23 protein-coding genes and 1 pseudogene are annotated in these 24,341 nt (G+C 69.2%); 12 read left to right on the top strand and 12 right to left on the bottom strand.

The window, feature by feature from the left end:
• Positions 1 to 30: 30 nt before the first annotated feature.
• The 3 genes from trpY to hisB form a co-directional block, all read right to left on the bottom strand.
• The gene (trpY, locus tag NKG96_RS00240; RefSeq protein WP_254536437.1) at positions 31 to 534 is read right to left on the bottom strand and encodes a TrpY family transcription regulator; all 504 of its coding nucleotides are present in this window, start codon (positions 532 to 534) and stop codon (positions 31 to 33) included.
• A 69-nt stretch (positions 535 to 603) separates the two neighbouring features.
• Positions 604 to 1,548 carry a TackOD1 domain-containing metal-binding protein gene (locus tag NKG96_RS00245; RefSeq protein WP_254536438.1) on the bottom strand — a complete coding sequence of 315 codons (945 nt, stop codon included), beginning with the start codon at positions 1,546 to 1,548 and terminating at the stop codon, positions 604 to 606.
• 245 nt (positions 1,549 to 1,793) lie between these two features.
• Entirely contained in the window at positions 1,794 to 2,384 is a 591-nt protein-coding gene (gene hisB, locus NKG96_RS00250; RefSeq protein WP_254536439.1) for an imidazoleglycerol-phosphate dehydratase HisB, read from the bottom strand.
• A 106-nt stretch (positions 2,385 to 2,490) separates the two neighbouring features.
• Between hisB and NKG96_RS00255 the strand changes: the two genes are divergently transcribed.
• Together NKG96_RS00255 and NKG96_RS00260 are read left to right on the top strand one after the other, a co-directional pair.
• Positions 2,491 to 2,634 (top strand): hypothetical protein, encoded by a 144-nt coding sequence (locus tag NKG96_RS00255; RefSeq protein WP_254536440.1) that lies wholly within the window; start codon positions 2,491 to 2,493, stop codon positions 2,632 to 2,634.
• A 55-nt stretch (positions 2,635 to 2,689) separates the two neighbouring features.
• A complete protein-coding gene (locus NKG96_RS00260; RefSeq protein WP_254536441.1) occupies positions 2,690 to 2,983 on the top strand; it encodes a GYD domain-containing protein in 294 nt (97 codons plus the stop codon).
• 18 nt (positions 2,984 to 3,001) lie between these two features.
• Here NKG96_RS00260 and NKG96_RS00265 read toward each other — a convergent pair whose 3' ends face one another.
• Both NKG96_RS00265 and hisA read right to left on the bottom strand, forming a co-directional pair.
• Positions 3,002 to 4,381, bottom strand: a complete 1,380-nt coding sequence (locus NKG96_RS00265; RefSeq protein ID WP_254536442.1) for a tryptophanase — start codon at positions 4,379 to 4,381, stop codon at positions 3,002 to 3,004.
• A 105-nt stretch (positions 4,382 to 4,486) separates the two neighbouring features.
• Positions 4,487 to 5,212, bottom strand: coding sequence for a 1-(5-phosphoribosyl)-5-[(5-phosphoribosylamino)methylideneamino]imidazole-4-carboxamide isomerase (hisA, locus tag NKG96_RS00270; protein WP_254536443.1), 726 nt, complete (start codon positions 5,210 to 5,212; stop codon positions 4,487 to 4,489).
• Positions 5,213 to 5,332: 120 nt separating this feature from the next.
• On the opposite strand from hisA, the gene NKG96_RS00275 reads away from it, so the two are divergent.
• Both NKG96_RS00275 and fer read left to right on the top strand, forming a co-directional pair.
• Complete coding sequence (locus tag NKG96_RS00275) at positions 5,333 to 6,559, top strand: inorganic phosphate transporter (RefSeq protein WP_254536444.1); 1,227 nt, start codon at positions 5,333 to 5,335, stop codon at positions 6,557 to 6,559.
• A 93-nt stretch (positions 6,560 to 6,652) separates the two neighbouring features.
• Positions 6,653 to 7,042, top strand: coding sequence for a ferredoxin Fer (fer, locus tag NKG96_RS00280; protein WP_254536446.1), 390 nt, complete (start codon positions 6,653 to 6,655; stop codon positions 7,040 to 7,042).
• A 378-nt stretch (positions 7,043 to 7,420) separates the two neighbouring features.
• Here fer and NKG96_RS00285 read toward each other — a convergent pair whose 3' ends face one another.
• Entirely contained in the window at positions 7,421 to 8,293 is an 873-nt protein-coding gene (locus NKG96_RS00285) for a winged helix-turn-helix domain-containing protein (protein ID WP_254536447.1), read from the bottom strand.
• Positions 8,294 to 8,701: 408 nt separating this feature from the next.
• The gene (gene prf1 / locus NKG96_RS00290) at positions 8,702 to 9,946 is read right to left on the bottom strand and encodes a peptide chain release factor aRF-1 (RefSeq protein WP_254536448.1); all 1,245 of its coding nucleotides are present in this window, start codon (positions 9,944 to 9,946) and stop codon (positions 8,702 to 8,704) included.
• Between the two features lie 94 nt (positions 9,947 to 10,040).
• Between prf1 and NKG96_RS00295 the strand changes: the two genes are divergently transcribed.
• Positions 10,041 to 11,177: a MinD/ParA family ATP-binding protein gene (locus NKG96_RS00295; protein ID WP_254536449.1), complete on the top strand. Its 1,137-nt coding sequence runs from the start codon at positions 10,041 to 10,043 to the stop codon at positions 11,175 to 11,177.
• 186 nt (positions 11,178 to 11,363) lie between these two features.
• Here NKG96_RS00295 and argS read toward each other — a convergent pair whose 3' ends face one another.
• Entirely contained in the window at positions 11,364 to 13,121 is a 1,758-nt protein-coding gene (gene argS / locus NKG96_RS00300; RefSeq protein WP_254536450.1) for an arginine--tRNA ligase, read from the bottom strand.
• A gap of 211 nt (positions 13,122 to 13,332) precedes the next feature.
• Here argS and NKG96_RS00305 point away from each other — a divergent pair, with 211 nt between their 5' ends.
• Entirely contained in the window at positions 13,333 to 14,031 is a 699-nt protein-coding gene (locus NKG96_RS00305; protein ID WP_254536451.1) for a DUF120 domain-containing protein, read from the top strand.
• Between the two features lies 1 nt (position 14,032).
• Positions 14,033 to 14,689, top strand: a complete 657-nt coding sequence (gene ribB / locus NKG96_RS00310; protein WP_254536452.1) for a 3,4-dihydroxy-2-butanone-4-phosphate synthase — start codon at positions 14,033 to 14,035, stop codon at positions 14,687 to 14,689.
• A 15-nt stretch (positions 14,690 to 14,704) separates the two neighbouring features.
• On the opposite strand, the gene NKG96_RS00315 is transcribed toward ribB, so the two are convergent.
• The gene (locus NKG96_RS00315) at positions 14,705 to 15,550 is read right to left on the bottom strand and encodes a hypothetical protein (protein WP_254536453.1); all 846 of its coding nucleotides are present in this window, start codon (positions 15,548 to 15,550) and stop codon (positions 14,705 to 14,707) included.
• A 118-nt stretch (positions 15,551 to 15,668) separates the two neighbouring features.
• On the opposite strand from NKG96_RS00315, the pseudogene NKG96_RS00320 reads away from it, so the two are divergent.
• The 4 genes and pseudogenes from NKG96_RS00320 to NKG96_RS00335 form a co-directional block, all read left to right on the top strand.
• A pseudogene (locus NKG96_RS00320) lies at positions 15,669 to 16,111 on the top strand (CopG family ribbon-helix-helix protein); the annotation flags it as partial.
• Positions 16,112 to 16,199: 88 nt separating this feature from the next.
• Positions 16,200 to 17,138 carry a branched-chain amino acid transaminase gene (locus NKG96_RS00325; RefSeq protein ID WP_254536454.1) on the top strand — a complete coding sequence of 313 codons (939 nt, stop codon included), beginning with the start codon at positions 16,200 to 16,202 and terminating at the stop codon, positions 17,136 to 17,138.
• Between the two features lie 358 nt (positions 17,139 to 17,496).
• Positions 17,497 to 19,533, top strand: coding sequence for a hydantoinase/oxoprolinase family protein (locus NKG96_RS00330; protein ID WP_254536455.1), 2,037 nt, complete (start codon positions 17,497 to 17,499; stop codon positions 19,531 to 19,533).
• Entirely contained in the window at positions 19,530 to 21,164 is a 1,635-nt protein-coding gene (locus tag NKG96_RS00335) for a hydantoinase B/oxoprolinase family protein (RefSeq protein WP_368409264.1), read from the top strand. Before NKG96_RS00330 ends, NKG96_RS00335 begins: the two co-directional genes overlap by 4 nt.
• A gap of 6 nt (positions 21,165 to 21,170) precedes the next feature.
• Here the strand turns inward: NKG96_RS00335 and NKG96_RS00340 are convergent, their stop codons facing one another.
• The 3 genes from NKG96_RS00340 to NKG96_RS00350 form a co-directional block, all read right to left on the bottom strand.
• Complete coding sequence (locus NKG96_RS00340; protein ID WP_254536456.1) at positions 21,171 to 21,497, bottom strand: hypothetical protein; 327 nt, start codon at positions 21,495 to 21,497, stop codon at positions 21,171 to 21,173.
• A gap of 182 nt (positions 21,498 to 21,679) precedes the next feature.
• Positions 21,680 to 22,768: a DUF373 family protein gene (locus NKG96_RS00345; RefSeq protein ID WP_254536457.1), complete on the bottom strand. Its 1,089-nt coding sequence runs from the start codon at positions 22,766 to 22,768 to the stop codon at positions 21,680 to 21,682.
• 63 nt (positions 22,769 to 22,831) lie between these two features.
• On the bottom strand, positions 22,832 to 23,569 hold the full coding sequence (locus NKG96_RS00350; protein ID WP_254536458.1) for a DUF6517 family protein: 738 nt from the start codon (positions 23,567 to 23,569) through the stop codon (positions 22,832 to 22,834).
• A gap of 106 nt (positions 23,570 to 23,675) precedes the next feature.
• On the opposite strand from NKG96_RS00350, the gene NKG96_RS00355 reads away from it, so the two are divergent.
• Positions 23,676 to 24,284, top strand: coding sequence for a YbhB/YbcL family Raf kinase inhibitor-like protein (locus NKG96_RS00355; RefSeq protein ID WP_254536459.1), 609 nt, complete (start codon positions 23,676 to 23,678; stop codon positions 24,282 to 24,284).
• Positions 24,285 to 24,341: the final 57 nt, after the last annotated feature.

The following is a 24,341-nucleotide window of genomic DNA, read 5'->3' on the forward strand; positions in this document are numbered from 1 at the left end:
CCCCGATACAAACGGGTTTCGTGCCGTCGACTACTCCAGTTCTATCTTGCGGACGAACTCCAGTCCCCGAATCTCGTTGATGAGGTCGCCCGGGAGAGGTTCGTCGGTGATGATAGAGAGGCGGGGCTGGTCGGTGAACTCCGGGTCCTCGCTGACGGTCTGTCGGATGGAGATGCCGTGGTCGGCGATGAGACCCGTCACCGTCGCCACGATGCCCGACGCCTCGGCGTCGGAGACGTAGACGGTGAGCACGGTCAGGTCGAGGACCGGCGCGAGGTCGCGCAGGCTGGGGATGGCGGAGATGTTCTGGAAGATCCGCCGTAGTTCCTCGTCGGCGAGGATGGCGTCCGTCGTGGCGTCCACCACCCGTCGGTCGACGTCTATCTCGCGGGCGATGCCCGTGTTCGGAATCTCGATACCGCCCGAGACGACGCGCCCCTCGTCGTTGACCGAGAAGCCCCGTTCCAGAAGCAGGCGGATGACCGCCTGCTGGGAGGGGCTGTTCTCGAACTTCTCCATTATCTCGTCGAACATCGCTCTTGGTGGAGTGTTCGGGGACCGGGGCTTAGTGGTTGTGTCCGCGCGGGGCGGGGACCAGCGCCGTCACCGGAGGGCGGTGGTGAGGCGGGCGAGGAACGACCGGTCCTCGCCGGGGGCCTCGGTCACGTCGTAGTCCCGGTCGATCTCCCCTTTCTCGTCGACGGTCAGGACGGTCACGTCGTCTCGCGTCGCCCGGTCGGCGACGGCCTCGCTCACCGTCCCTAGCGTCGAGACGAGCAGTGGGCGGGCGTCGAGGTCGGTCGACGCCTCCCGCAGGTGGGTAACGTCGCCGACCGTCGGCAGCTCGTGGACGTCCGCGACGAGTCGCTCGCCGAGGAGGTCGTCGGACGCGTGGACGTGGAGGTGGTGGTCGGACCCCGACGCGCCGGTGACCGTCGTGTCCACCTCGACGTCGTACCCGCGGTCTGCGAACGTCTCGGCGACGGCCCGTCTGGCCCCCACCTGCGCGTCGAGCCACTGCTCGCCGCTCGCCCCCAGCGTGTACCGGTACAGGACGTGCTCGACCGCGTCGTCCGGGTGACAGAGGAACCCGTCGTCCCGACACCGGAGCGCGTGGACGGCCGACTCGGCCCGCTCACCACACTCCTGACAGACGTACTGCTCGGTCGGGTCCGCGTCGTCGGCAGTCGTCGTCGCGTCACAGGCAGGACAGGAGGCCGTCTCACCGCCACGCTCGAACGCCGTCGCCGGCGCGGCGTGGTCGCAGTCGGGACACCGGACGACCGGGCGCCGGACGACGTGTGCCGAGGCGCACTCCGGACACGCCGTCGTGTAGCGCATCCCCTCCAGACCGCACTCCGGACAGCGGTACGCCTTGCCCTCGAACGTCCGGTGCAGTATCTCCCGCTCGGCCAGTGACTCGAGGACGTCGCGCGGTACCCCGTCGGCCGGGTCGAGGACCTGTTCGGCGGCGGGGTACGAGACGGCCTCCTCGTCGTCGACGACCGGTTCGTACGCCTCCGTGGTGCCGTCGCCGAGCGCAGCCACCAGACGGAGGCTTCCGGGAGAGACCACGGTCAGGACCGCGGGAGTCGGCGCGTGGTACGGTGCGGTGCGGCGTCGTGGACCGATGGCGCTGGTGTCATCTGGAAGCAGGTGTCATCGTCACCTGATAACGGTTTTCGCCCTCGGCGAGAGAGTCACGCCCGGGAGAAGCCGGTTCGGTGGCGAGTGCTACGGCCCTGTCGACGCCGGGTGAGTCGGTGTCTGCGGTCTGAGACGGCCCGCGGACCTCAGAGCGCGCCCTTCGTACTCGGCGTCTCGCCGCCCCGTCGCTCGTCGATGCGGGTCGCGTCGTCGAGCGTCCGCGCGAGGCACTTGAACAGCGCCTCCACCTCGTGGTGGGCGTTCTCGCCCGTGACCTCTACGTGGAGTGTCAAGCCGGCGTGCGTCGAGAGCGACCGGGCGAAGTGCTTCGCCATGTGGCTCGTGAAGTCGCCGACCGACTCCTGTGAGAACCCGCCCTCGAAGCGAAAGAGAGGGCGCCCCGAGATGTCGACGACACAGCCGGCGACGGCCTCGTCCAGCGGGACGCGCCGGTCGGCGAAGCGGACGATGCCGCGCTTCTCGCCGAGTGCCTCCTCGAACGCCGTGCCGAGGGCGATGGCGACGTCCTCGACGGTGTGGTGGTCGTCGATGTGCAGGTCGCCGTCACAGCGCACCGTGAGGTCGAACAGGCCGTGTTTGGCGAACGATTCGAGCATATGGTCGAAGAAGCCCACGCCCGTCTCGACGGTGGCCTCGCCGTCGCCGTCCACGTCGAGGGTCACCTCGATGTCCGTCTCGGCGGTCTCGCGGGTCACCGCCGCCGTCCGGTCGGTCATACCCGTGGAAGTGGGGCAGGACCCTTTGCCGTTCCGTTCGCGGCGAGCGTGCTGTCGGCGGGTCGAGAGCACAGGGCTTTTCCGGGGCGAGTCCCGCCGTCTCCCCGTGACGGGACTCACCCGAGAGCGGGTCCTCTCCCGCGTGACGGAGGAGACGCTCGCGCTCGCCGGGACGAGCCCCACCGGGGCGGCGGTCGGCGCTGGGCTCGCCTACCTCGGCGCGCGCCTCAGTAACGGCACCGCGGCCTGACGCACCGCCGTTACTGACAAATCGTTATCTTCTCTCGCGACCAGTAGGAGGTGGTATGTCCACGTATCTCATGTTCGCCGACTGGACCGAGCAGGGCTTCGCGGCCCTCGACGAGAGCCCGAACCGACTCGACGACGCGAGCGACCTCGCGGAGTCGCTCGGCGGGACGCTCAGGGAGTTCTTCATGACGATGGGGCCACACGACATGGCCGCCGTCGTCGAGATGCCCGACGACGCGGCGATGGCTCGCTTCGCGCTGACGCTCTCGAAGGGCGGGAGCGTCACCACCGAGACGGTGCAGGCCTACACCGAGGCCGAGTACCGCGAGATTCTCGGCGGGATGGACTGACGCGCTCGTCCGGGGGCCTCAGACCGGCCGTAGTTCGGCCGTGAAGTGTCGCAGCTCCTTCATCGGCGGCTCCGCCACGATTTCGAGGCCGGTGTACGACTCGCGCTTCTCGCGCACCGCGGCGGCGGTGTCGGCGACGTGTTCGAGGTGTTCGCGCCAGTAGGTCCGGCGGGGGAGCGCGAGGCGGACGTACTCGGGGCGATCCGCGCCGGGGAAGGCGAAGGACCCGAGTTCGACCCCTCTGACCGCGCCCTCCCGGTACAGTTCGCAGACGAGACGCTGGCCGGGGAACTGGTCTGCGGGGATGTCGGGGAGGAGGGCGCCCGCGTCGAGGTAGACGGCGTGGCCGCCCGGCGGGGTGACGACGGGGACGTCGCGTTCGAGGAGGAGGTCCGCGAGCGTCGCCACCTGCCCGACGCGTTCCTCGACGTACGGCGGTTCGACGGCCTCCCGGAGGCCGACGGCCATCGCGGCCACGTCGCGGCCCGCGAGTCCACCGTAGGTGGGAAAGCCCTCGTAGAGGATGGTGCGCTGTTTGACGTGTTCGAAGAGGTCGGGGTCGCGGACGGCGGCGAACCCCCCGATGTTGACGAGGCCGTCCTTCTTCCCGCTCATGGTGATGGCGTCGGCGTACGACAGTTGCTCGCGGGCGATTTCTGCGAGCGGGGTGTCGCGGAACTCCGCCTCGCGGGCCTTCACGAAGTGGGCGTTCTCGGCGAACCGGCAGGCGTCGACGACGAAGGTGGCGCCTATCTCCTCGGCGAACGCGGCCGTCTCGCGGAGGTTCGAGACGCTCACGGGCTGGCCGGCGGCGGAGTTGTTCGTGATGGTCGAGACGACGACGGGGATTCGGTCGGCACCGACCTCCGCGACCACCTCGCGGGCGCGCTCGACCGAGAAGTTCCCGAGGAAGTCGCCCACCGCCTCGCGGTCCCACGCCCCCTCGACGGGGCAGTCGACGGCCTCCGCGCCCTGGTTGGCGACGTGCGCCCGCGTCGTGTCGAAGTGCGTATTGTTCAGCACGACGGGTCGCTCGCCCTCCGGGCTGGCTCCACCGGCCCCCACGCCGCCCTCTCCGAGGAGGACACCGTAGAGGACGTTCTCCGCCCCCCGTCCCTGGTGGGTCGGCGCGACGTACGGGAAGCCCATCACGTCCTCGACCGCCCGCTGGAGTTCGTCGAAGCTCCGACTCCCCGCGTAGGCCTCGTCGCCGCGCAGCAGCGCGGCCCACTGCGCATCGCTCATCGTCCCGGTGCCGGAGTCGGTGAGCAGGTCGACGTAGACCGCACTGGAGGGGAGGTTGAATGCGTTGTAGCCGGCCGCTTCCAAGTTCCGGGACCGGGCCTCGCGGTCGGGGAGCCGAATCGGCTCGACCATCTTCGCCTTGTACGAGCGCATGCCGGAGGTTGCACGTCCCCCCTGATAACCTCGGGTCGACAGCCCCGGCGCACGACGGGTCGCCCGGTACGTCGATGTACGGACCTGTCGTCTACGTCCCGTCCGCTACTCCTCGCCGGCGGCGAGTGCCTCCTCCAGCGTGAACCGCCCCTCGTAGAGGGCGGTGCCGACGACGACGGCGGCCGCCCCCGCCTCCTTCAGCGCCCGCACGTCATCCAGCGTGGCGACCCCGCCGCTGGCGACGACGGGGATGTCCACCGCTTCCACGACGCGCCGGACGGGGTCGGTGCGGACGCCTTCCAGTTGCCCCTCGACGTCCACGTCCGTGAACAGGATGGCACCGGCTCCCAGTTCCTCGTAGCGGGCGGCGGCCTCGGCGGGGTCCAGCCCGGTCCCCTCGGTCCACCCGGAGACGACCACCTCGCCGCCTCTCGCGTCGAGGCTCACCATCACCGTGCCGGGGTGGTCGGCGCTCACCTCATCGACGATTCCGGGCGTCTCGACGGCGGCCGTCCCGAGGATGACGCGGTCGACGCCGAGATCGAGGAGGGCGACGGCGTCGGCGGCGGTGCGGATACCCCCGCCCAGTTGCACGTCGACGTCCACCGCGTCGACGACGCGTTCGACGGCGGCCGCGTTCTTCCGGTCGCCCTCGAAGGCCCCGTCGAGGTCCACGAGGTGGAGGGTGCGCGCCCCCTCGACGACCCACCGCCGGGCCGCCTCGACCGGGTCGCCGTACGTCGTCTCCGTGCCGCGCTCGCCGCCGACCAACTGGACCACCTGTCCGTCCTGCATGTCGACCGCGGGAACGACCTCGAACTCCGGGAACATGGCCGGAGAAGGGACGACCGCGGGGGTAAAGCCACCGACAACGGCAGGCCGGGATCGGGAGGAGGGGGGGCGCGACCGGCGATACGATGATTTATCCGAGAGAGGGACGGACCAGAGAGTGTGGTCGAAGCGCTCCTCATCGTCGGGTTAGCCGTCGCGGTGTTCGTCGGGTTCAACATCGGCGGGTCGTCCACCGGTGTCGCCTTCGGCCCCGCCGTAGGGAGCAACACGCTCTCGAAACTCGCCGCCGCCGCTCTCATGTCGGGGTTCGCCCTGCTCGGCGGGTGGACCGTCGGTCGCAACGTCATCGCCACGATGGGTGGCGAGATCGTCCCGCAGAGCCAGTTCACGCTGGCCGCCAGCGTCACCGTCCTCTTCTTCGTCGGGGTGGCGCTGCTCATCTCGAACCTCTTCGGCGTCCCCGCGTCCACCTCGATGACCGCGGTGGGTGCCATCGCGGGTCTCGGGGTCGCGACGGACACCATCATGTGGGAGACGATGGGCCGCATCGTCTCGTGGTGGCTCGTCTCCCCCATCCTCGCGTTCTGGATCTGTGCGGTCGTCGGACGCTACCTCTACCCCTACCTCGACGCCTGGTTCGCCCTCGACCGGTCGGACGACCCCGCGTGGTACCTCGACCGGTCGGGGCCGATACCGATCCCCCGCCCGACCCCCGGCGTCCGCCGTCGCGAGGTCGTCGGGACGGTGCTCGTCATCGCCATCGCGTGTTACATGGCGTTCTCTGCGGGCGCGTCGAACGTCGCCAACGCCGTCGCACCGCTCGTGGGCGCGGGCGCCGTCCCCGGCGTCGCCATGTTCGGGTCGACGGACGTCGCCATCCTCATCGGCGGCGGGGCCATCGGCCTCGGCGCGTTCACCATCGCCCGTCGCACCCTCGACACGGTCGGCAACGACCTGACGGACCTCCCACTGCTCGCGGCACTGGTCGTCGAAACCATCTCGGCCAGCCTCATCACCTTTCTCTCGGTCATCGGCATCCCCGCCAGCCTCGCCGTCAGCGCCACGATGTGTATCGTCGGCCTCGGGTGGGGGCGGGCGACGCGGACGACGAAGCTCTCGCAACTGCCCGACGCCGCGAAGGGCGCGATGGCCGGCGAGAAGGCGGGACCGGGCGTCACCATCGACGCGCTCGCCGCCGACGGCAAGGGCGGCGCGACGGACGTCCGCGACGTGCCGAGCATCGGCGAGGAGGACCCCGCCGCCCTGACCGCGGGGGACCTGTTCGACCCCGCAGCGACGGCCCGCGTCGTCGTCCTCTGGGTGGTGACGCCCACGGTGGCCGCCGTCGCGGCCTACCTCGTCTTCCGATTCGTCCCGTTTGTCTGACACGCTCGACGCGAACGGCCGCGAGGAGGTCTTAGGCCGGCCTAAAAGCATCAACAGCAAAGTCTAACAAGCCGGCGGGTGAATCGGGTGGTGATGCCCACCGTTGAATACCTGAACTACGAAGTACTGGACGACCACGGCTGGTCGCTCGACGACGACGACCTCTTCGACGAGGCGGAGGGCGCTGGCCTCGACGAGGAGGACTACGGCACGCTCGACGTCAACGAGGGCGAGTACATCCTCGAGGCCGCCGAGGCACAGGGCTACGACTGGCCCTTCTCCTGCCGTGCCGGCGCGTGTGCGAACTGCGCCGCCATCGTCACGGAGGGCGACATCGAGATGGACATGCAGCAGATCCTCTCCGACGAGGAGGTGGAGGACAAGAACGTCCGCCTGACCTGCATCGGCAGCCCGGCGGCCGACACGGTCCAGATCGTCTACAACGCGAAGCACCTGGACTACCTCCAGAACCGCGTCATCTAGCGCGTCCTATTATCCACGACCGGGGTCGCGAAGCGACCCCGGCAGTGTAAAAGCTCGAGCATCGCCGGACTGCACCGCAGTCCGGCTAGCAGTCAGAGCGCGCGGCGCTCTGACAGCATCACCAGAACGGCGAAGCCGTTCTGGTTAGTAGCCAGAAATCGGGAGATTTCTGGCGACAAAAGGATTCCTCGCTCGCTTCGCGCTCTCTCGTGGCGAACCGCGCTCACGTCGTTCGCGCGGATGCTGGCAACCGTTCTTTCAAGCGGTTCAGTGCTGAATCAGCTGTTAGACAGAGAGCGTGTCTATCGCACTGGCGATTGGTGTGCGAAATCTCTTGGACGTTGCTTCTCGAAACGTGTATTCCGGCCCCGAAATGTCTCACTCGATAGCTATCGACTCCACTGTCGCTTCCGAATCGACGACCGCCACGAGTGTCTCGTCGTCGAGCGTGAATCGGACCATGGCCCGTACTGGGTCGTTGTCGGCGAGTTCGATGCTGATACTGTCCTCGTTTGTGAGGTGTGTCCATGTGAGGTCCTGTAGCACGTTGACACCGTGGTCGGCAAAAAACTCGATCGCCTCGGTACAGTAGAGGACTGGGAGCGTCGGATAGGACTGAACGGTCTCTCCGCACCGGTTGCAGTCGTAACGGGCCTGTACGGGAATCGGGTTATCAATCTCTTCTGTCGGAACGAGTGTACCAGTGACGCGCCCCCCGCAGTTCGAACAAAAGCCGTGTACGACCTTCGAGACCGTCGCACGCATCCAACGGTCGAACGCGTATGGGAGTTCCTCGTGGTCGAACTGGTCGAGGCTCGCAGGTGGGAATGAAAACTCGTTCTGCCACATCTCGCAGTCGTCACAATACAGTTTCGCCCGCTCGTCGGCGTACTCGGCGATGAGGTGCGTCGCGTGACACATCGGGCAGACGCCTGCGAACGAGAAAGGCTCGATTGTGGCTTCGGTCGTGTATGCGCCAGAGATAATCGCGCCGTACATCTTGCGACCCGCGAGAGAGAGCCGGTAGCCGTCGTCGTCGTGGACGACGAGATGCCCGACGAGCTTTCGTAAGTGATAGTTGAACTTCCCAGAATCACGCTCTTCGACAGCTTCACGAATCTGAGAGAACGCCATTGGATCTCCTGCTTCTCCGAGCGTCCGAAGGATATGTACGCGAAGGTCATTCGACAGTAACCCGAATGCCGCGTCTGGAGACTGCCGCTCTGCCGCTATCGTCTCGTCGTTAGACATGCTGCCCCTCGGGCAGTACAGAGACAAAGCTGTGTCGTCGAATCGTCAATCGAAACGTCTCCTCTCCGCGTACTCGACCGGGTCGCGCACTGTTCGACACGCGGCACAACTCTAACAGAGCCAGCACACTGTGCAGTGCGGTGCGGTATGCTCGTGTGTCGTACCGCGAACGAGCGCAGCGAGTGAGCGGGGTGACGAGTGAACGGAGTTCCCGTGAGCTGGGCGGGACCGAAGGTCCCGCTGGAAGCCGGCGCGAGCGCCGGCGACGAAGCGAACGGGAGCACGGGAGACGAGCGAAGCGAGGCTCCCGGAGCGCTCGAAGAGCGCGGAGTGAACGAAGAAACCTTTTGGTCCAGCTTTTACCCTGTGTGGGGCGGCGAAGCCGCCACACTCGTAGATAAAAGGTGGTTAGATACCCGTCCCGTAGCGCAGAATCCCGGCGACGCCACCGAAGGCGGTCATGAGCTGTTCGCCCTCCTCGAAGTCCGTCGAGATGAACTTCGTGTCCGTGCCGCGCTGGTCGGCGATGTTCATCAGGTGCTCGATGACGTCCTCGCGTTCGCCCTCGTCTGCGGGCACCTCCGCGCCGCACTCCGTGCAGTCGTGGGGGGGCGTGTTCTTGCGCTGGTCGATGACCTCTCGCTCCTCGTGGCCGTTCTCGCAGGTGTAGCTGACCACGTCCTGTCTGAGGTCCTCGGAGATGAGCAGGCGGTCGACGGATCCCATGACGAGGTTGCGGCGGGTGGCCTCGAACCCGTAGGTGGCGAGGTCACCGTCGTGGAGCTGTTTGAAGAACTCGTCCATCTGCTGTTTGTCCTTCATCACCTCCGTCTCGGCGAGCAGGTCGCTGGAGGCGTCGACGAGGTCCTTCAACCCAGACTCGTCAGTGTAGGAGACGTCGAGTTTGCCGAGGACGATATCCTGTAGCTCGTGGTGGAGGTAGTCGCCGTCTAAGAACTCGTCTTTCGTCGGCGAGGGGCCGCCGACGAGGATGCCGTCCATCTCGTGGCGCTGGGGGACGAACAGGTCGTTTGCCATCCCCGCGACCTTCTGGTAGAAGTTGTCGATGGCCTCCAGTCGCAGGCGGGCGAACCGCTGTGCGGACTGCCCCCCCTTGCGCTGCTTGCCGGGGACGAGCGAGGAGGCGGACTTGACGGCCTCGATGCGCTTGCCCTTCAGCCACCCGACGGTGGCCTCCCGCCGGTCGAGGACGACGAGGCCGAACAGCCCCTTGTCGCCGAGCATCTCCTCCAGCGGTTCGGTGAGGAACTCGGAGTCGCAGTGGTAGCGGAACGACTGGACGGGTTCCGGTGGGTTCTCCAGTACCTTCGTGACCATGTCCGTCTGGCCGCCGCCCGAATCGATGGCCCCCGAGAACAGCACCATCCCGTTCTCGGGTGGTTCCTTGTAGTAGCGCAGGCGGTCCTTGAGGGACGTCAGGGCGTCCTGCACCGCGGTGCGGGTGTCCTTCGACTTGATGTTGGCGGCCTCGCTGTGTTCCTGGGTGACGTGGGCGACGACGTCCGAGATCTGCCGGTCCGGCGGGACGTAGATGGTGACTAGCTGTGTTCCTGATCCCCGGTACTCCCGGAGGTCCTCGATGACCTTCTGGAACTCGTATTTTTGTCGCTCCGACTGGTCGTCCTCACTCATTGCCCGTATCTACTGGAATGGCAGGTAAGTACCCTTTGCAAGCGCCGTCGAACCGTAGCAAGGGTTTTGTACTCGCATTCCTGATTCCGTACAAATGGGGCAGGTACACGCGATAGCGGGCGGCAAAGGTGGCGTGGGGAAGACGACGACGACGGCCAACCTCGCGGCGGCGTTCGCCGCTGCGGGCTACGACACCGTGGCCGTCGACGCGGACCTCGCGATGGCGAACCTCGGGCCGTCGCTCGGCGTCGACCCCGACGCCGGCCCGACGGTCCACGACGTACTGGCGGGCGAGGCGGAGGCGACGGCGACGGTCCGCGAGACCCCGTTCGGCTTCGACGTCGCCCCCGGCACGCAGTCCCTGGAGGGGTTCGCGGCGGCCGACCCGGCCAACTTCCGGTCGCTCGTCGACCCCCTCCGCGAGCGTTACGACGTGGTGCTTCTCGATACGAGCGCCGGCCTCTCCCACGAGGTGACGGTGCCCGTCGGCATCGCCGACAGCGTCGTCCTCGTGACGACACCGGACCTCGTCGCCATCAAGGACGCCGCCAAGACCGGCGAACTGACCAAGCGCGTCGACGGCGACGTCGCGGGGGTCTGCATCACCCGCGCGCGCACCGACGCCGCCACCGAGCGCATCGTCTCGGAACTCGGCGATGACGTCCTCGCCGCCGTCCCCGAGACGCCCGGGACGGGCGTGGACGGGGCCATCGTCCCGACCGGCAGTCCCGCCGCCGTCGCCTACAACGGTCTCGCGGCGAACCTGCTGGGCACCGACGAACTCCCCGAGACGGCCGGCCGATACGCGCACGCCCCACCGGACGCCCCCGAACCGCCGGCCGTGGACCGCGACTCGCTCACCCCGGCGGTCGTCCTCGCGGACGCCGAGTCGGACGACGGGAACGACACCGGGGAGTCCCCGGGCGAAGCGACGGTTCCGGACGGAACGTCTGTCACGCCCGAGGACGACAGGGAGGCCGCCGCTCCCGACGCGGGAGACGACATGGCAGACGACACGGACGCCGATCCTGCCGATGCCACGGTCGACGACGTGACTCCCGACGAGATGGACACGACCGCCATCATCGAGGCGGAGATGGCCGCCGCCGACGCGATGCGCGAGGACGACGGGTCTGACGAAGCGGCCGAGGCGGACGAGGAGGAGGAACCGGACGACGCGGACTCGGAGCGCTCGGGCGCGTTCAGTCGCCTCCGCGGTATCTTCGAGTAGTCCGGCGGTCGCACCCGGCGACACCACAGCGTGTCCGTCTGAGACGTTTCGGAACAACCGGTATCGAAGTCCTCCTGCTGGATTCTCCCCGCCCCCCTACCTCCGCACCCGCGCGTCGGAGCCGTCGCCCTCCGTCACGGGGGGGCGTCCCGCCCGGAACCGTCGCCCGGTCGGGGCGGCCGACCGTTACATCGACTCGGGGGCGGCGACCCCGAGGACATCGAGTGCGTTGGCGATGGTGTGGCGCGCGGCGGCGACCAGCGCTAGACGGCCCTGTTGGACGTCACCCTCGGCGTTGAGCACCGAGCACTCGCGGTAGAAGGCGTTGAAGGCCTCGGCGAACTCGCGGGTGTACGTCGCAATCTGGTGAGGTTCGAGGTCCTCGGCGGCCGCCTCGACGACGGCCGGGAAGCGCGCGACGACCCGGAGCAGGTCGCGTTCCTCTGGCGTGTCGAGGACGCCGATGTCGACGCTCGCGTCGGCCTCGATGCCCGCCGCGCGCGCCTCGTCGAGGATGCCACAGCACCGCGCGTGGACGTACTGGACGTACGGCGCGGACTGCGCCTCGAAGTCGAGCGCGCGGTCCCACTCGAAGGTGATGGCCTTCGTCGGCTGTTTCGAGACGATGTCGTAGCGCACCGCGCCGATGCCCACCTGGTGGGCGATGCGTTCGACGTCCGCCTCGTCCAGGTCGTCGTCGCGGATGCGGGTGTCCAGCCGGGAGGTCACCTCGTCGCGGGCGCGGTCGATGGCCTCGTCGAGCAGGTCGTCGAGGTCCACGCCCGTCCCGCGCCGGGTGCTCATCTTCCCCTCCGGGAGGTTGACGTAGGAGTAGATGACGTTCTCCAGTTTCGACGTGTCGTTCCCGAGGATATCGAGGGTCGTCCTGAGCTGTTCGGCCTGCAGTTTGTGGTCCTCGCCGAGGACGGTCACTGCGCGGTCGTAGTTGGCGAACTTCCACTCGTGGTGGGCGAGGTCGCGCGTCGTGTACAGCGAGGTGTCGTCCGAGCGCAGGAAGACGAGGTTTTTCTCGATGCCGTACTCGGAGAGGTCGAGTTGCCACGCGTCCTCCTCGTAGACGGCGCAGTCGAGGGCCTTCAGGCGCTCGACGAGGTCGTCGGTCGAGCCGTCGCGCATGAACCGCGTCTCGCGAACGAACTCGTCGAACTCCGCGGGGAGGCGTTCGAGACAGGCGCGCATCCCCGAGAGCACCTGTTCGACCACCTCGCTGACACGGGCGTACGCCTCCTCGTCGCCTGCCTCCAGCCCCTGCATGATGGCCTCTATCTCGGCTTCGGCCTCGGCCACGTCGGCGGCGTCCGCGCTCTCCAAGTAGTCGTTGCCCTTCCGGTAGTAGCGCACGAGGTCGTACTCGATGCGGTCGCGTTCGGGTTCGGGGAGGTCCGATTCGTCGAACGTCTCGTAGGCCCACGTGAACACGGCCATCTGTCGGCCCGCGTCGTTGACGTAGTAGTGGCGCTCGACGTCGTTGCCGGCGTACTCCAGCAGATTCGCGACGGCGTCTCCGATGATGGGGTTGCGCGCCCGCCCGACGTGGACGGGGCCGGTGGGGTTCGCCGAGGTGTGCTCGACGACCACCCGGTCGCCGGTTGGCGCGAGCGACCCGAAGGAGTCCTGCTGGCCGGCGCGGAGCGTCCCGCCGAAGTACGCCTCGCTCGGCAGGAAGTTGACGTACGGCCCCTGCGTCTCGACGCGACCGACGTACTCGGCGTCGGCGAGATCGACCGCCTCGCAGAGTTTGGCGGCCACCTTCGGGGGCGGCGCGCCGGCCTCGCTCGCCAGCCGGAAGGCGACGCTGGAGGCGAGCACCGCGTCGACGCCCTCGGGCGGCTCCTCGATGCCGAGGTCGGTCGTCTCGTACCCCAGTTCGTCCAGTGCGGCCGTCAGCGCCGCACGGACCTCCTCGCGGAAGGGTAGGAACATACCCCGGCTTGCCGGTGCGCTGGTAAAGGGATTTCTAAGCCCCTGCGGGCGCGTGGCCGTCGAACCGACGGGGGCGCGGTGAACTGGCCGCTACCCGATGGTTTTACCTCGTCGAGCCGATAGTGGAGCCACGGCCGGCGCGACCGTCTCACTTCTGTGACGCATACCGTATTCGTTACGCTTATCAGGGACGGGACCCCGACTCTACTGCATGGCCGAACCCACGCTCGCAGTCGGCGCCGACGCCCGCGAGACCCTGAAGGTCCTCGCGCTCGAGGGCGCGCTCGCCGACCGGGCGCACGTCTCCTGTGGGGGACTCGCCGACCGTCTCGGCGTCTCCACCCAGACCGCCTCCCGCCGCCTCCAGGAACTCGACGAGGCGGGCCTCGTCGACCGCGAGATGGTCAGCGACGGGCAGTACGTCACCACCACCGACGCGGGCCGCGCCGAACTCGAACGGGAGTACGCCGACTACCGCCGTCTGTTCGAGGAACTCACCGGCGTCGACCTCCACGGGACCGTCACCGCCGGGATGGGCGAGGGTCGCCACTACATCTCGTTGCCGGGCTACATGGAGCAGTTCCGCGAGCGACTGGGCTACGAACCGTTTCCCGGCACGCTGAACGTCGAACTCGACGAGTCGAGCGTCCGCGCTCGCGCCGGACTGGACGCCGTCGACCCCGTCCGCATCGAGGGCTGGGAGGACGACGAGCGCACCTACGGTCCCGCCTTCTGCTGGCCCGCCACCCTCGAAACCGACGCCGGGACCTACGACCCCGTCCACGTCATCGCGCCCGAGCGAACCCACCACGGGCAGGACAAGGTCGAACTCATCGCCCCCGACCGCCTGCGCGACGAACTGGACCTCGCGGACGGCGAACAGGTGACCGTCCACGTCGAGGAGGACTGAGATGCAACGCGCAGAGAGCGACCTCGACCGGGCCGTGGCGGCGTTCCGCCGCGGCGAACCCGTCCTCGTCCACGACGCCGCCGACCGCGAGGGCGAGACCGACCTGATATACCCCGCCGGGAGCGTCACGCCCGACGCCGTCGCCCGGATGCGAAACGACGCGGGCGGACTGGTCTGCGTCGCCCTCTCCGATTCGGTGTGCGAGGCGTTCGGTCTCCCCTTCATGCAGGAGGTCATCGACCACCCCGCCGGGACGGACCACGAACTCGGCTACGACGAGCGCTCGTCGTTCTCGCTGACGGTGAACCACCGCGACACGTACACCGGCATCACCGACGAGGACCGCTCGCTGACCATCACGGAACTCGCGCGGGCGGCGACGGACCCCGACGGCGCGGACTTCGCCGAGGCGTTCCGCGCACCGGGCCACGTCCACCTCCTCCGGGCCGCACCCGGACTCCTCGACGACCGGAAGGGGCACACGGAACTCGGTCTCGTCCTCGCGAACGCCGCCGACCGCGCCCCCGCCGTCGTCGTCTGCGAGATGCTGGACGACGAGACGGGCAAGGCCCTCCCGCCCGCCGACGCGCGGGCGTACGCCGAGCGCCACGGACTGGTCTACCTCGAAGGCCGGGACATCGTCGAGCGCCTCGCCTGAGTCGTCCGTCCCCCCTCACAGCACCCCGAAGATGAAGCCGAGACCCATCAGAATCAGCACCGCCGCCGAGAGCGTCGGGAAGTGTTCGGCCCATCGATCGACCCGGTCCTCGTAGCGGTCGAACCCGGCGATGAGCAACAGGGTGAGGGAGACGAGGGCGAGAATCACCGCGAACGCGTAGACGAGCATCAGGTCGAGGCAGTTCTGCGTGCGCCCGACGCAGAAGCCGAGTATCTCGAACTCCTCCTCGTGGACGAACCCGAGGACGAACGCCGTGGACGCGAGGCCGGTCAGTCCGCGGGGGTCGTCCGCGGAGAGCGCGGGGCCGTGGTCGTGTCCGTGTGAGTGGTCGTGGTCCCTGCCGACGAACGGGAGGCGGGCGGCGAGTCGCGCGCCGAGGGAGTCTTCGTGGTCGCCGTGATCGTGATCCCCCTCCGTGTGGCCCTCTCCGGGCGGCGCGGCAGTCACGCTCGTGAGGTAGTCGCCCGACTCGGCGTGTTCGTGGTCCCCTTCCCCGTCGTGGTCGTATGAGTGTCCGCCGTGTCCGTGTGAGTGCGAGTGGCCGTGGCGGTACTCCCGGATTCCGAGCAGGATGAGCATCGCCCCGGCGACGTAGTTCACCCACCCGAGCTGAGTGATGTCGAAGTACGACGCCGCGAGGAAGAAGACGGCGACGACGGCGATGGAGCTGATGAGGTGGCCGATTCCGATGACGAGGCCGGCGACGAGACCGGCGCTCCACGTCCGCGAGCGGTTCAGCGCGTACGTCGCGGCGACGGGCCACCCGTGGCCAGGTTCGGCCCCGTGGACGAGACCGATGAGCGCCACCGCCCCGTACAGCGACAGCGGGGCGTCGAACATACCCCGGGTAGCGCACCGTCTCTTAAGCAGGTTGTTATGGCTCGCACCGCGACTCGCGCATGACGGGGACCGGACGATCGTCCGAAGGGGACTTCCGGGCCGGGCAGGAGGGACGGGTATGCGAACCACGGTCAACCTCTCCGAGGCGGACCTCGCCGCCTTCGACGCGGTCTGGCAGGCCGAAGGAGTCGAGTCCCGGTCGCGGCCGTCCGCGAGGCCGTCCGGGAGTACACGGAGGCACACACCCGACCGGAGGAACGCGAGGGCGAGGTGGCGGCGGTGCTCGCCTTCGACTACGAACACCACGCGGTCATCCGCGACCTCCACGACGTCCAACACGACTTCCAGGACGTTCGAAAATCGCAAAGCGATTTTCGAGCCAGCCGGATTTCTCCGAAATCCGGTGACGTCATCCAGTCGGCGAGCCACACCCACCAGGGCGAGTGGTGTCTGGAGACGGTGTTCTGTCGCGGGTCGGTCGCCCACGTGCGGGAACTCGTCTACGCCCTGCGCGACTTCGACGCGGTGGGCCGGGTGAAGTGCTCGTTCTCGCGGGAGAGTGACAGCACGCCGCACGGCGGCCCTGTCGCCCGGTTCGGTCGCCGCAAGAATCGCCAACACTCATTAGCCCCGCCGCGCACGGTCGGATATGGCATTCGCCGACATGGACGTCGACACCATCTGGATGGATGGCGACTTCGTCGACTGGGAGGACGCACAGGTCCACGTCCTCACCCACGCGCTACACTACGGGACGGGCGTCTTCGAGGGCGTCCGGTGTTACGACACCGAGAAGGGGCCGGCCATCTTCCGCTGGGAGGAGCACCTCGACCGCCTGTACGACTCCGGGAAGCCGTACAACCTCGAAATCGACCACACGCGCGAGGAACTCACGGAGGCGACCCTCGAACTCATCCGGCGACAGGACCTCGAGTCGTGTTACATCCGCCCGCTGGTCTACTTCGGGTACAACTCGCTGGGCGTCTCGCCGAAGGAGTGCCCGACGAAGACCATGATCGCCTGCTGGCCGTGGGGCGCGTACCTCGGCGACGACGCTCTGGAGAACGGCGTCGACGTGATGGTCTCCTCGTGGCGCAAGCACGCCTCCAGTCAGATTCCCACGAACGCGAAGGCCACCGGGCCGTACATCAACTCCCTGCTCGCGGGTGAGGAGGCCCGCTCGAACGGCTACATGGAGGCAATCGTCCTCAACAAGGAGGGCAACGTCGCGGAGGGCCCCGGCGAGAACATCTTCCTCGTCAAGGACGGCACACTCCACACGCCCGGTCTCGCCCAGTCCATCCTCGACGGCATCACGCGCAAGACGGTCATCGAACTGGCCGAGGAGCGCGGCTACGAGGTCAACGACGAGGCGGTCATCTCCCGCAGCGAACTGTACACCGCCGACGAACTGTTCTTCACGGGCACCGCCGCCGAGGTCACGCCCATCAAGACGGTGGACGACAACGAGATCGGCGAGGGGACGCGCGGCCCCATTACCGAGGAACTCCAGTCGGCGTTCTTCGACCTCGTCGAACGGCGCACCGACGACCACGACGAGTGGTTCACGTACGTTGACGAGCAGTAGGCTCGTCAGCCAGCCGAGCTTCGCTCGGTGACGTCGACGAGGCTACGCCTCGTCGGCTCGATGGACGCAGTTCGTCGTAGTTGACGAGCAGTAAGCTCGTTCGCTCGGCGGGCGTGGTCCGTCGAGGAGCGTCGAAGTACCCGTTGTCGAGTGCTGTCGGAGCGCGGCGCTCCTGAATCCGCTCCCGTAGAGCGACGAGTGGACGACTTCCCCGAAGCGTACGGGTATCCAGTGGCAGGCAGACAGCAGAGAGGCCGATGCGCGTCGGCGTCGACCCACCGCACGCACCCACCTATTTGCCCCCCGACCGGGTAGCGACGACAATGACCCACCGGCCACCGGACGGGAGGGGGCGGCCGTGAGCGCACCGCGCGTCGGCGTCGACGTGGGCGGGACGTTCACCGACGTGGCCCTCCTCGCCGACGGGCGACTCGTCACGGCGAAGGTCCCCACCACGGACGACCAGAGCGTCGGCGTCGTCCGCGGCATCGAGCAGGCGTGTGACCGGGCGGGCGTCGACCCCGCCGACGTCGAGTCGTTCACCCACGCGATGACCGTCTCCACGAACGCCCTGCTGGAGGGGACGGGCGCGGAGACGGCGCTCGTCACCACCGAGGGGTTCCGCGACGTCCTCGAGATTCGCCGGCAGGACCGCCCCTCGCTGTACGACCTAGAGGCCACCCTCCCCGACCCGCTGGTTCCCCGCCGGAGACGGTACGAACTCCCCGAACGGGCGACCCCCGACGGCGTCGAACGCGCGGTCGAAGCGGTGGACGTCGAAGCGCTCCTCCCGGCCCTCCGGGGCGTCGAGAGCGTCGCCGTCTGCCTGCTCCACGCCTACGCGCACCCGGAGAACGAACGACGGGTCGCCGAGGTTCTGGAGGCGGAACTGGACGCGCACGTCTCCGTCTCCCACGAGGTGCTCGCGGAGTTCCGCGAGTACGAGCGTACCGCCACCACCGTCGTGGACGCCTACGTCACGCCGACCATCGCGTCCTACGTCGGGCGACTGGCAGACCGGGCGGGCGAACTGGGTGTGCCGGTCCCGCGAGTCATGCAGTCCAACGGCGGCGTCGCGGACGCCGAGACGGTCCGGAAGCGGGCCGTGACGACGGCGCTCTCCGGGCCGGCGGCGGGCGTGGTGGGAGCGGCGGCCACCGGGGACGCGACTGACGAGGAGGACGAGGGCGGCGAGGACGGGGACGACGGACTGGTCACCTTCGACATGGGGGGCACGTCGAGCGACGTCGGCCTCGTCCGCGACGGCGAGGTGGAGTACACGACCGAGGGCCGGGTCGGCGACCACCCCGTCCGCGTGCCGATGGTCGACGTCACGACCGTCGGCGCCGGCGGCGGATCCGTCGCGTGGGTGGACGCGGGAGGCGCACTGCGCGTCGGGCCGCGGTCGGCGGGGGCGACGCCCGGGCCCGCCTGCTACGGGCAGGGCGGGACGGACCCGACGGTGACCGACGCGAACGTCGTCCTCGGCTACGTCGGCGAGGGGACAGCCCTCGGCGGCGAACTGGACCTCGACGCCGACGCCGCCGAGGCCGTCCTCTCGAACCTCGCGGGGGAGGCTGACCTCGACGGTCCGCTCGCGGCCGCACGGGGCGTCTACCGCGTCGTCAACGCGAATATGACCCGCGCGGTCCGGTCGGTGACGGTCGAGCGGGGCCACGACCCGCGCGGGTTCTCGCTCGTCGGGTTCGGCGGCGCGGGGCCGATGCACGCCGCCGCCCTCGCGGCCCGCCTCGGCGTCGAACGGGTAGTCGTCCCGCGACCCTGCGGGGTCCTCTCGGCGTACGGCCTCCTCGTGGCCGACGAGCGACACGACGCTGTCCGGACCGCGAAACGACCCCTCGCGGACGCCGAAGGGGTCGACGGCACCCTCGCTTCCCTCGCCGAGTCCGTCCGCGAGGACGTCTCGGACCCCGAGGCCGCGCGCGTCTCGTTCGCGGCGGACCTGCGCTACGCCGGCCAGAGCTTCGAACTGTCGGTGTCGGTCGAGCGGCCGTTCGACCCGGAGGGGGCGGGCGAACGGTTCCACGCCGCCCACGAGACGGCCTACGGCTACCGGATGGACGACCCGGTCGAACTGGTCAACCTGCGGGCGCGGGCGACCGTCGAGCGACGGCCGGTCGCCGTCGCCTACGAGGGCGGGGAGCGCGTGGCCGACGCCCGCCGGGGGACCCGCGAGGCGTACTTCGGGAGCGGGGAGGGTTCGAGGTTCCGCGAGACGCCCGTCTACGACCGCGAACGGCTCCCCGTCGGCGGGCGCGTCGACGGCCCGGCCGTCTGCGAGCAGGCGGAGAGCACCGTCGTCGTCCCGCCGGGGTGGACCGCCGAGGTCGGTGACGACGGCGCACTCGTCCTGACGGGGAGTGAGACCCGATGACCGGGATGGACGCCGTCACGCTCGAGATATTCCGGAACCAGCTGGAGGGCATCGCCGACGAGATGGGGCAGGTCCTCGTGGCGAGCGCCTACTCCCCGAACATCAAGGAGCGCCGGGACTGCTCGACGGCGCTGTTCGACGCCGACGGGCGACTGGTCGCGCAGGCCGAACACATCCCGGTCCACCTCGGCGCGATGCCGGCGGCGGTCGACGCCGTCCTCGCCCGCGACCCGGAACCGGGCGAGGTGTGGGTCCTCAACGACCCGTTCGCCGGCGGCACCCACCTCCCCGACGTGACGATGGTGTCGCCCCTCGTCGTGGAGAGCGAGGGAAGGGAGGTGCTCGGCTACGCCGTCTCGCGGGCACACCACGCCGACGTGGGCGGGGGGACGCCGGGGAGCATGCCGGCCGGGGCGCGCTCGGTGTACGAGGAGGGCCTGCGCCTCCCGCCCGTCCGCCTGAAGCGCGACGGGGACCTGAACCGCGACGTGTTCGACCTCCTGCTCGCCAACGTCCGCGACCCGGACGAGCGACGGGCCGACGTGCGGGCGCAACTGGCGGCCAACGACCGCGGGGGGACACGCCTCCGGGAACTCGTCGCAGAGCGGGGCCGCGAGGCGGTCGAAGACGGGTTCGACGCCGTCCTCGACTACTCGCGCGACCGGACGCGGGCCGAACTCGGCGCGTTCCCGGACGGTGAGTACCGCGCCCGGGACGTCCTGGAGGGCGACGGCATCACGGACGACGAGGTGCCAATCGAGGCGACGGTCTCCGTCGCGGGCGAGCGCTGTACCGTTGACTTCGCGGGGACGGCAGCACAGGTCGACGGGAACGTCAACGCGCCGCGAGCGGTGGCGAACAGCGCCGTCTACTTCGCGCTCCGGTGTGTCACCGACCCGGACATCCCCCCGAACCAGGGCTGTTACGACCCCATCGAGGTCCGCGTCCCCCAGGGGTCGCTCCTCGACCCGAAACCGCCCGCGGCCGTCGTCGGCGGGAACGTCGAGACCAGCCAGCGAGTCACCGACGTGGTGTTCGAGGCACTCGCGGAGGCGGTTCCCGACCGCGTCCCCGCGCAGGGACAGGGGACGATGAACAACCTCACCGTCGGCGCGGGCGACGGCTCGTTCTCCTACTACGAGACCATCGGCGGGGGGTTCGGCGGGCGCGCCTCTGCCGACGGGATGGACGGCGTGCAGGTCGGGATGACGAACACGCTGAACACGCCCGTCGAGTCGCTGGAACTGGCCTACCCGCTCCGCGTCGACCGATACGCCTTCCGCCCCGACAGCGGCGGAGAGGGCGAGTTCCGGGGCGGTCTCGGCCTCGAACGCGCCGTCACCCTCGCGGTGCCGGCGACCGTCTCCCTCCTCACCGAACGCCGCCGAATCGCCCCGCGCGGGCGGGCGGGGGGCGGGGACGGCGCGACGGGCGAGAACCTCGTGGACGAGGAGGTGGTACCGGCGAAGACGACCGTGGAGGTCGATGCGGGGACGACGGTGGTCGTGCGAACGCCCGGCGGCGGCGGGTACGGCGACCCCGCCGACCGCGACCCCGCGGCCGTCGAACGGGACCGGGCCGACGGGAACGTCGAGGTCGGGACCGAGGAGAGGGACGAGGACGGGGACTGACCTCGCTCAGTCCCCGGCGTGCGCGAAGTAGGTGACGTAGTCCGTCCCGTCCGGTATCGACGGGTCGTCGACGCGCGTCGTCGGAACGTTCCGTGCCTCGACGACCCCCGACCGGACGAGTTCGTCTAGCTGGTCGTGGAGGTACATCGTGTCGGCGTAGTCGCGGTCCGTGGCGTTCCCGTCGGCCCACCCCGTCCCCATCAGGGCATCGGCGAGTTCCCGGTCGTGGAAGGCGCCGTCCGGGTGTTCGCGCAGGTAGCGTTCGACCTCGTCGCGGTAGGTGGACGCCTCGGCGGCGGTTCGCCACGCCTCCGTGTCGCGGGCGAGGGGCATCGTCAGACGGCCCCTCCGCGGGGCACGTGGCTGTGTCGTGCCGTGGTGTCTGGTCGCGTGGGCCACCCCACTCGGCGCGGTCGCATAGTCCTTGGCACCCGGAGTGAAAGTGGTCCGATTCGACGTTGACGCCGCCACAGTCGTGCGGTCTCCACCCGGCACGAGGGGGTTCGGCTCGCGCCTCAGGCGGTGGGTTCGGGCTTGCGGGGGAAGCGGTCCTCGGCGATGGCGAACGCGAGGGTGCTCACCACCCCGAGGAGCGTCCCGGCGGTGAGCGTCGCCGCGAGGTACGACGACCCCTCGATGCTGAGGAAGTACGCGCTCACCCCCTGCAACACGGAGGCGATGGCGAGGACGTAGAACGGAGCGTTGCAGTAGCGCCACTCGAAACTGTCGTGGAGGTACTCGTCGGTGATGCGCCCGAGGCTGGCGACGACGCCCGCCACCGCGAACCACTGGACCGCGCCGTAGACGAGTGCGACGCCCGCCGTCAGCAGACCGACGGGGTCTGCGGTCTCCGCCCGGAGCGCCGCGAGTTGCTCGACGCCGCTGGCCCCGCCGATGACCATCAGCGCCATCGCGACGACGTAGGTGACGAGCGTCACCCGGCCGGTGTAGAGGCCCCGGCGGACCCGGTCGACGGTGTCGTCGATGGTTCGTTCGAGGCCGAGGCCACGAAAGAGCAGGTAGAGCCCCATCAGCCCCGAGACGACGCCGAACGTCGCGCCGGGGAGTTCGAGGTAGTTGGCGACGACGAGCAGTGGGTAGATGAGCAGGAGGATGCCCATCGGGATGAGGATGGTCCCGCGCGTCTCCGGGTCGTCGAGCACCTGCTTGATGGTGTAGTACATCGACTCGAGGTCCTGTGCCTGCCGGACGACGACCCGACGGACGCCGTCGATGGGGACCCGCGAGCGGATGACGGGGATAACCGACTCGTCCTGTGCCCCGTCGGTGACGACGAGGGCGCGGACGTCCTCGCCGGTCGTGAGACGCGCGAGGACGGTGTCGACCTCCTCGCCCACCTCGCGGTTGGCGGCCACGTCGCTCCCGTTGGTGCCCGTGACGGCCGCCACCTCGCACTCCACGTCGTCCAGCGAGTCGTAGAGGTGGACGCCCTCGAAGAGGACGTTCACGTCGCTGTCCTCGGGGTCCGCGGTGGCGAGGTCGACGGCGGCCTTCTGGACGGCGTCGCGTCCGACGACGGGCGTCTTCGTGTCGGTCTTCCGACCGAGGTCGTCGTCCAGGTCGACGCACAACACCAGCAGCATCGTGGCTTCCTATGCTAGCACCCGTTAACTCTCTTCGGGCTTGCGCCGGTGTGACACGACCGCTCAGTCGGCGTGTTCGACGCCGCGCATGAGCGTCGTAATGGACGCCCGTTCGTCGAAGAGGCGGGGGTACGCACCCACGCAGACGACGAAGTCCGCGCCCGCGGCGACCGGTTCGCTCACCAGCATCGTCACGTCCACCTGCGCGTTCCCATCGACGAGCGTCGCCGCCCCGACGTACTCGGCGACCTCCGTGTCCGTCCCGAGGACGGCGACCGTCGAGGACCCCCGTCGGCGCAGATCGCGGACGTTCTCGTAGCGCTCCTGGACCATCCGTGCGATGTCGTCTGTGGACATGTCGGCGACCGGGTTGAACGACTTCCCGAGCACCTCCACCTTCGGGGTGCTGAGCGCCGCGAACACCGCCGCCTGGAACCGCCCCACCGTGGGGATCTCGACGGTGCGGTCGTACTCCGCCGAGACGTTCGTCACCTCCACGGTGCGCGACTGGCCCGCCGTCTCGAAGGTCCGTTCGACCGGTATCTCCTCGGTTCGGTGGTGGCTGTAGCCCGTCTCCGAGAGCGACGCCTCGGCCACCGTCGCAGCGGACGCCGAGAACTGCAGGGAGTCGCTCCCCGTGATGACGTCGAGACACCCGGCGAGCGAGGCGACGACGCCCGCACCCGCGCCCCCCAGCACGCGTCTGCGCGTCGTGCCCGTCGACCCGCCGCGTTCGTCGCACGCGCCGCGCCCGTCCTCTCGATTCACCCGTCGCTCGTCACTTCCCGCCCGGCCTGTCATACGCCCTCGGTCGGGGACGCGCCGGCAAATACCTCGTGGCTATCGTGGGAGAGAGACACACGCTCGCACCGTCGGGGTTGAAGAGCGGGCCGGGCGTACGCCGCCCATGGAACGACGGGCCTTCCTCGCCGCCGCCGGGGCGGCGACCGCCTCGCTGGCCGGGTGTGTGGACGGCGAGGAGACGGGGAACAACACCACGACGACGCGCACGAACCCGACGAGTACGGTGACCGTCTCCTTCGAGGTGCCGCCGCTCGGGTCGAACCGCCCCGTCCCGGAGCAGTACGCCTGCACGGGCGAGAACGTCTCCCCGGAGGTGGCACTCGTCGAAATCGGCAACGAGGCCGAGTCGGTGGCGGTCTCGCTCCACGACGCGGACGCGGACGACGCCCTCCACTGGTCGGTGTGGGGCATCGGCACCGACCTGCCGCGCCTGCCCGAGTCGCTCCCCCGTGACCCGGAGGTGCGCCTCTCGGAGGTGACCCCCAACGAGAACTTCGACGCGACAGTGTTCCAGGGCCGGAACTACCGCGACGAGGTGGGCTACTACGGCCCCTGCCCCCCAGAGGGCGAACGGCACACCTATCTGTTCACCGTCTCCGCCCTCGACACGACACTGGACCTCGAACCCGGGGCCTCGCCCGACGCCTTCCGGGAGGCACTGGAGGGGAGCGTCGTCGGGCGGGCGTCCGTCGGAACGTTCTTCGAGCGCTGAGGCGGTGTGCGCGGGGGCCGGAGACCCCACTGTGACGCCCTCGCACCGCCCCGCGTG

It is taken from the genome of Halomarina litorea, from assembly GCF_024227715.1.
GTDB lineage: Archaea > Halobacteriota > Halobacteria > Halobacteriales > Haloarculaceae > Halomarina > Halomarina litorea.

Excerpts from the sequence above, each read along its gene's own strand:
- trpY (WP_254536437.1), bottom strand. The coding sequence starts at position 534 with ATGTTCGACGAGATAATGGAGAAGTTCGAGAACAGCCCCTCCCAGCAG.
- hisB (WP_254536439.1), bottom strand. The coding sequence starts at position 2,384 with ATGACCGACCGGACGGCGGCGGTGACCCGCGAGACCGCCGAGACGGAC.
- NKG96_RS00260 (WP_254536441.1), top strand. The coding sequence starts at position 2,690 with ATGTCCACGTATCTCATGTTCGCCGACTGGACCGAGCAGGGCTTCGCG.
- NKG96_RS00265 (WP_254536442.1), bottom strand. The coding sequence starts at position 4,381 with ATGCGCTCGTACAAGGCGAAGATGGTCGAGCCGATTCGGCTCCCCGAC.
- hisA (WP_254536443.1), bottom strand. The coding sequence starts at position 5,212 with ATGTTCCCGGAGTTCGAGGTCGTTCCCGCGGTCGACATGCAGGACGGA.
- fer (WP_254536446.1), top strand. The coding sequence starts at position 6,653 with ATGCCCACCGTTGAATACCTGAACTACGAAGTACTGGACGACCACGGC.
- NKG96_RS00285 (WP_254536447.1), bottom strand. The coding sequence starts at position 8,293 with ATGTCTAACGACGAGACGATAGCGGCAGAGCGGCAGTCTCCAGACGCG.
- prf1 (WP_254536448.1), bottom strand. The coding sequence starts at position 9,946 with ATGAGTGAGGACGACCAGTCGGAGCGACAAAAATACGAGTTCCAGAAG.
- NKG96_RS00295 (WP_254536449.1), top strand. The coding sequence starts at position 10,041 with ATGGGGCAGGTACACGCGATAGCGGGCGGCAAAGGTGGCGTGGGGAAG.
- argS (WP_254536450.1), bottom strand. The coding sequence starts at position 13,121 with ATGTTCCTACCCTTCCGCGAGGAGGTCCGTGCGGCGCTGACGGCCGCA.
- NKG96_RS00305 (WP_254536451.1), top strand. The coding sequence starts at position 13,333 with ATGGCCGAACCCACGCTCGCAGTCGGCGCCGACGCCCGCGAGACCCTG.
- ribB (WP_254536452.1), top strand. The coding sequence starts at position 14,033 with ATGCAACGCGCAGAGAGCGACCTCGACCGGGCCGTGGCGGCGTTCCGC.
- NKG96_RS00315 (WP_254536453.1), bottom strand. The coding sequence starts at position 15,550 with ATGTTCGACGCCCCGCTGTCGCTGTACGGGGCGGTGGCGCTCATCGGT.
- NKG96_RS00325 (WP_254536454.1), top strand. The coding sequence starts at position 16,200 with ATGGCATTCGCCGACATGGACGTCGACACCATCTGGATGGATGGCGAC.
- NKG96_RS00335 (WP_368409264.1), top strand. The coding sequence starts at position 19,530 with ATGACCGGGATGGACGCCGTCACGCTCGAGATATTCCGGAACCAGCTG.
- NKG96_RS00340 (WP_254536456.1), bottom strand. The coding sequence starts at position 21,497 with ATGCCCCTCGCCCGCGACACGGAGGCGTGGCGAACCGCCGCCGAGGCG.
- NKG96_RS00345 (WP_254536457.1), bottom strand. The coding sequence starts at position 22,768 with ATGCTGCTGGTGTTGTGCGTCGACCTGGACGACGACCTCGGTCGGAAG.
- NKG96_RS00350 (WP_254536458.1), bottom strand. The coding sequence starts at position 23,569 with ATGACAGGCCGGGCGGGAAGTGACGAGCGACGGGTGAATCGAGAGGAC.
- NKG96_RS00355 (WP_254536459.1), top strand. The coding sequence starts at position 23,676 with ATGGAACGACGGGCCTTCCTCGCCGCCGCCGGGGCGGCGACCGCCTCG.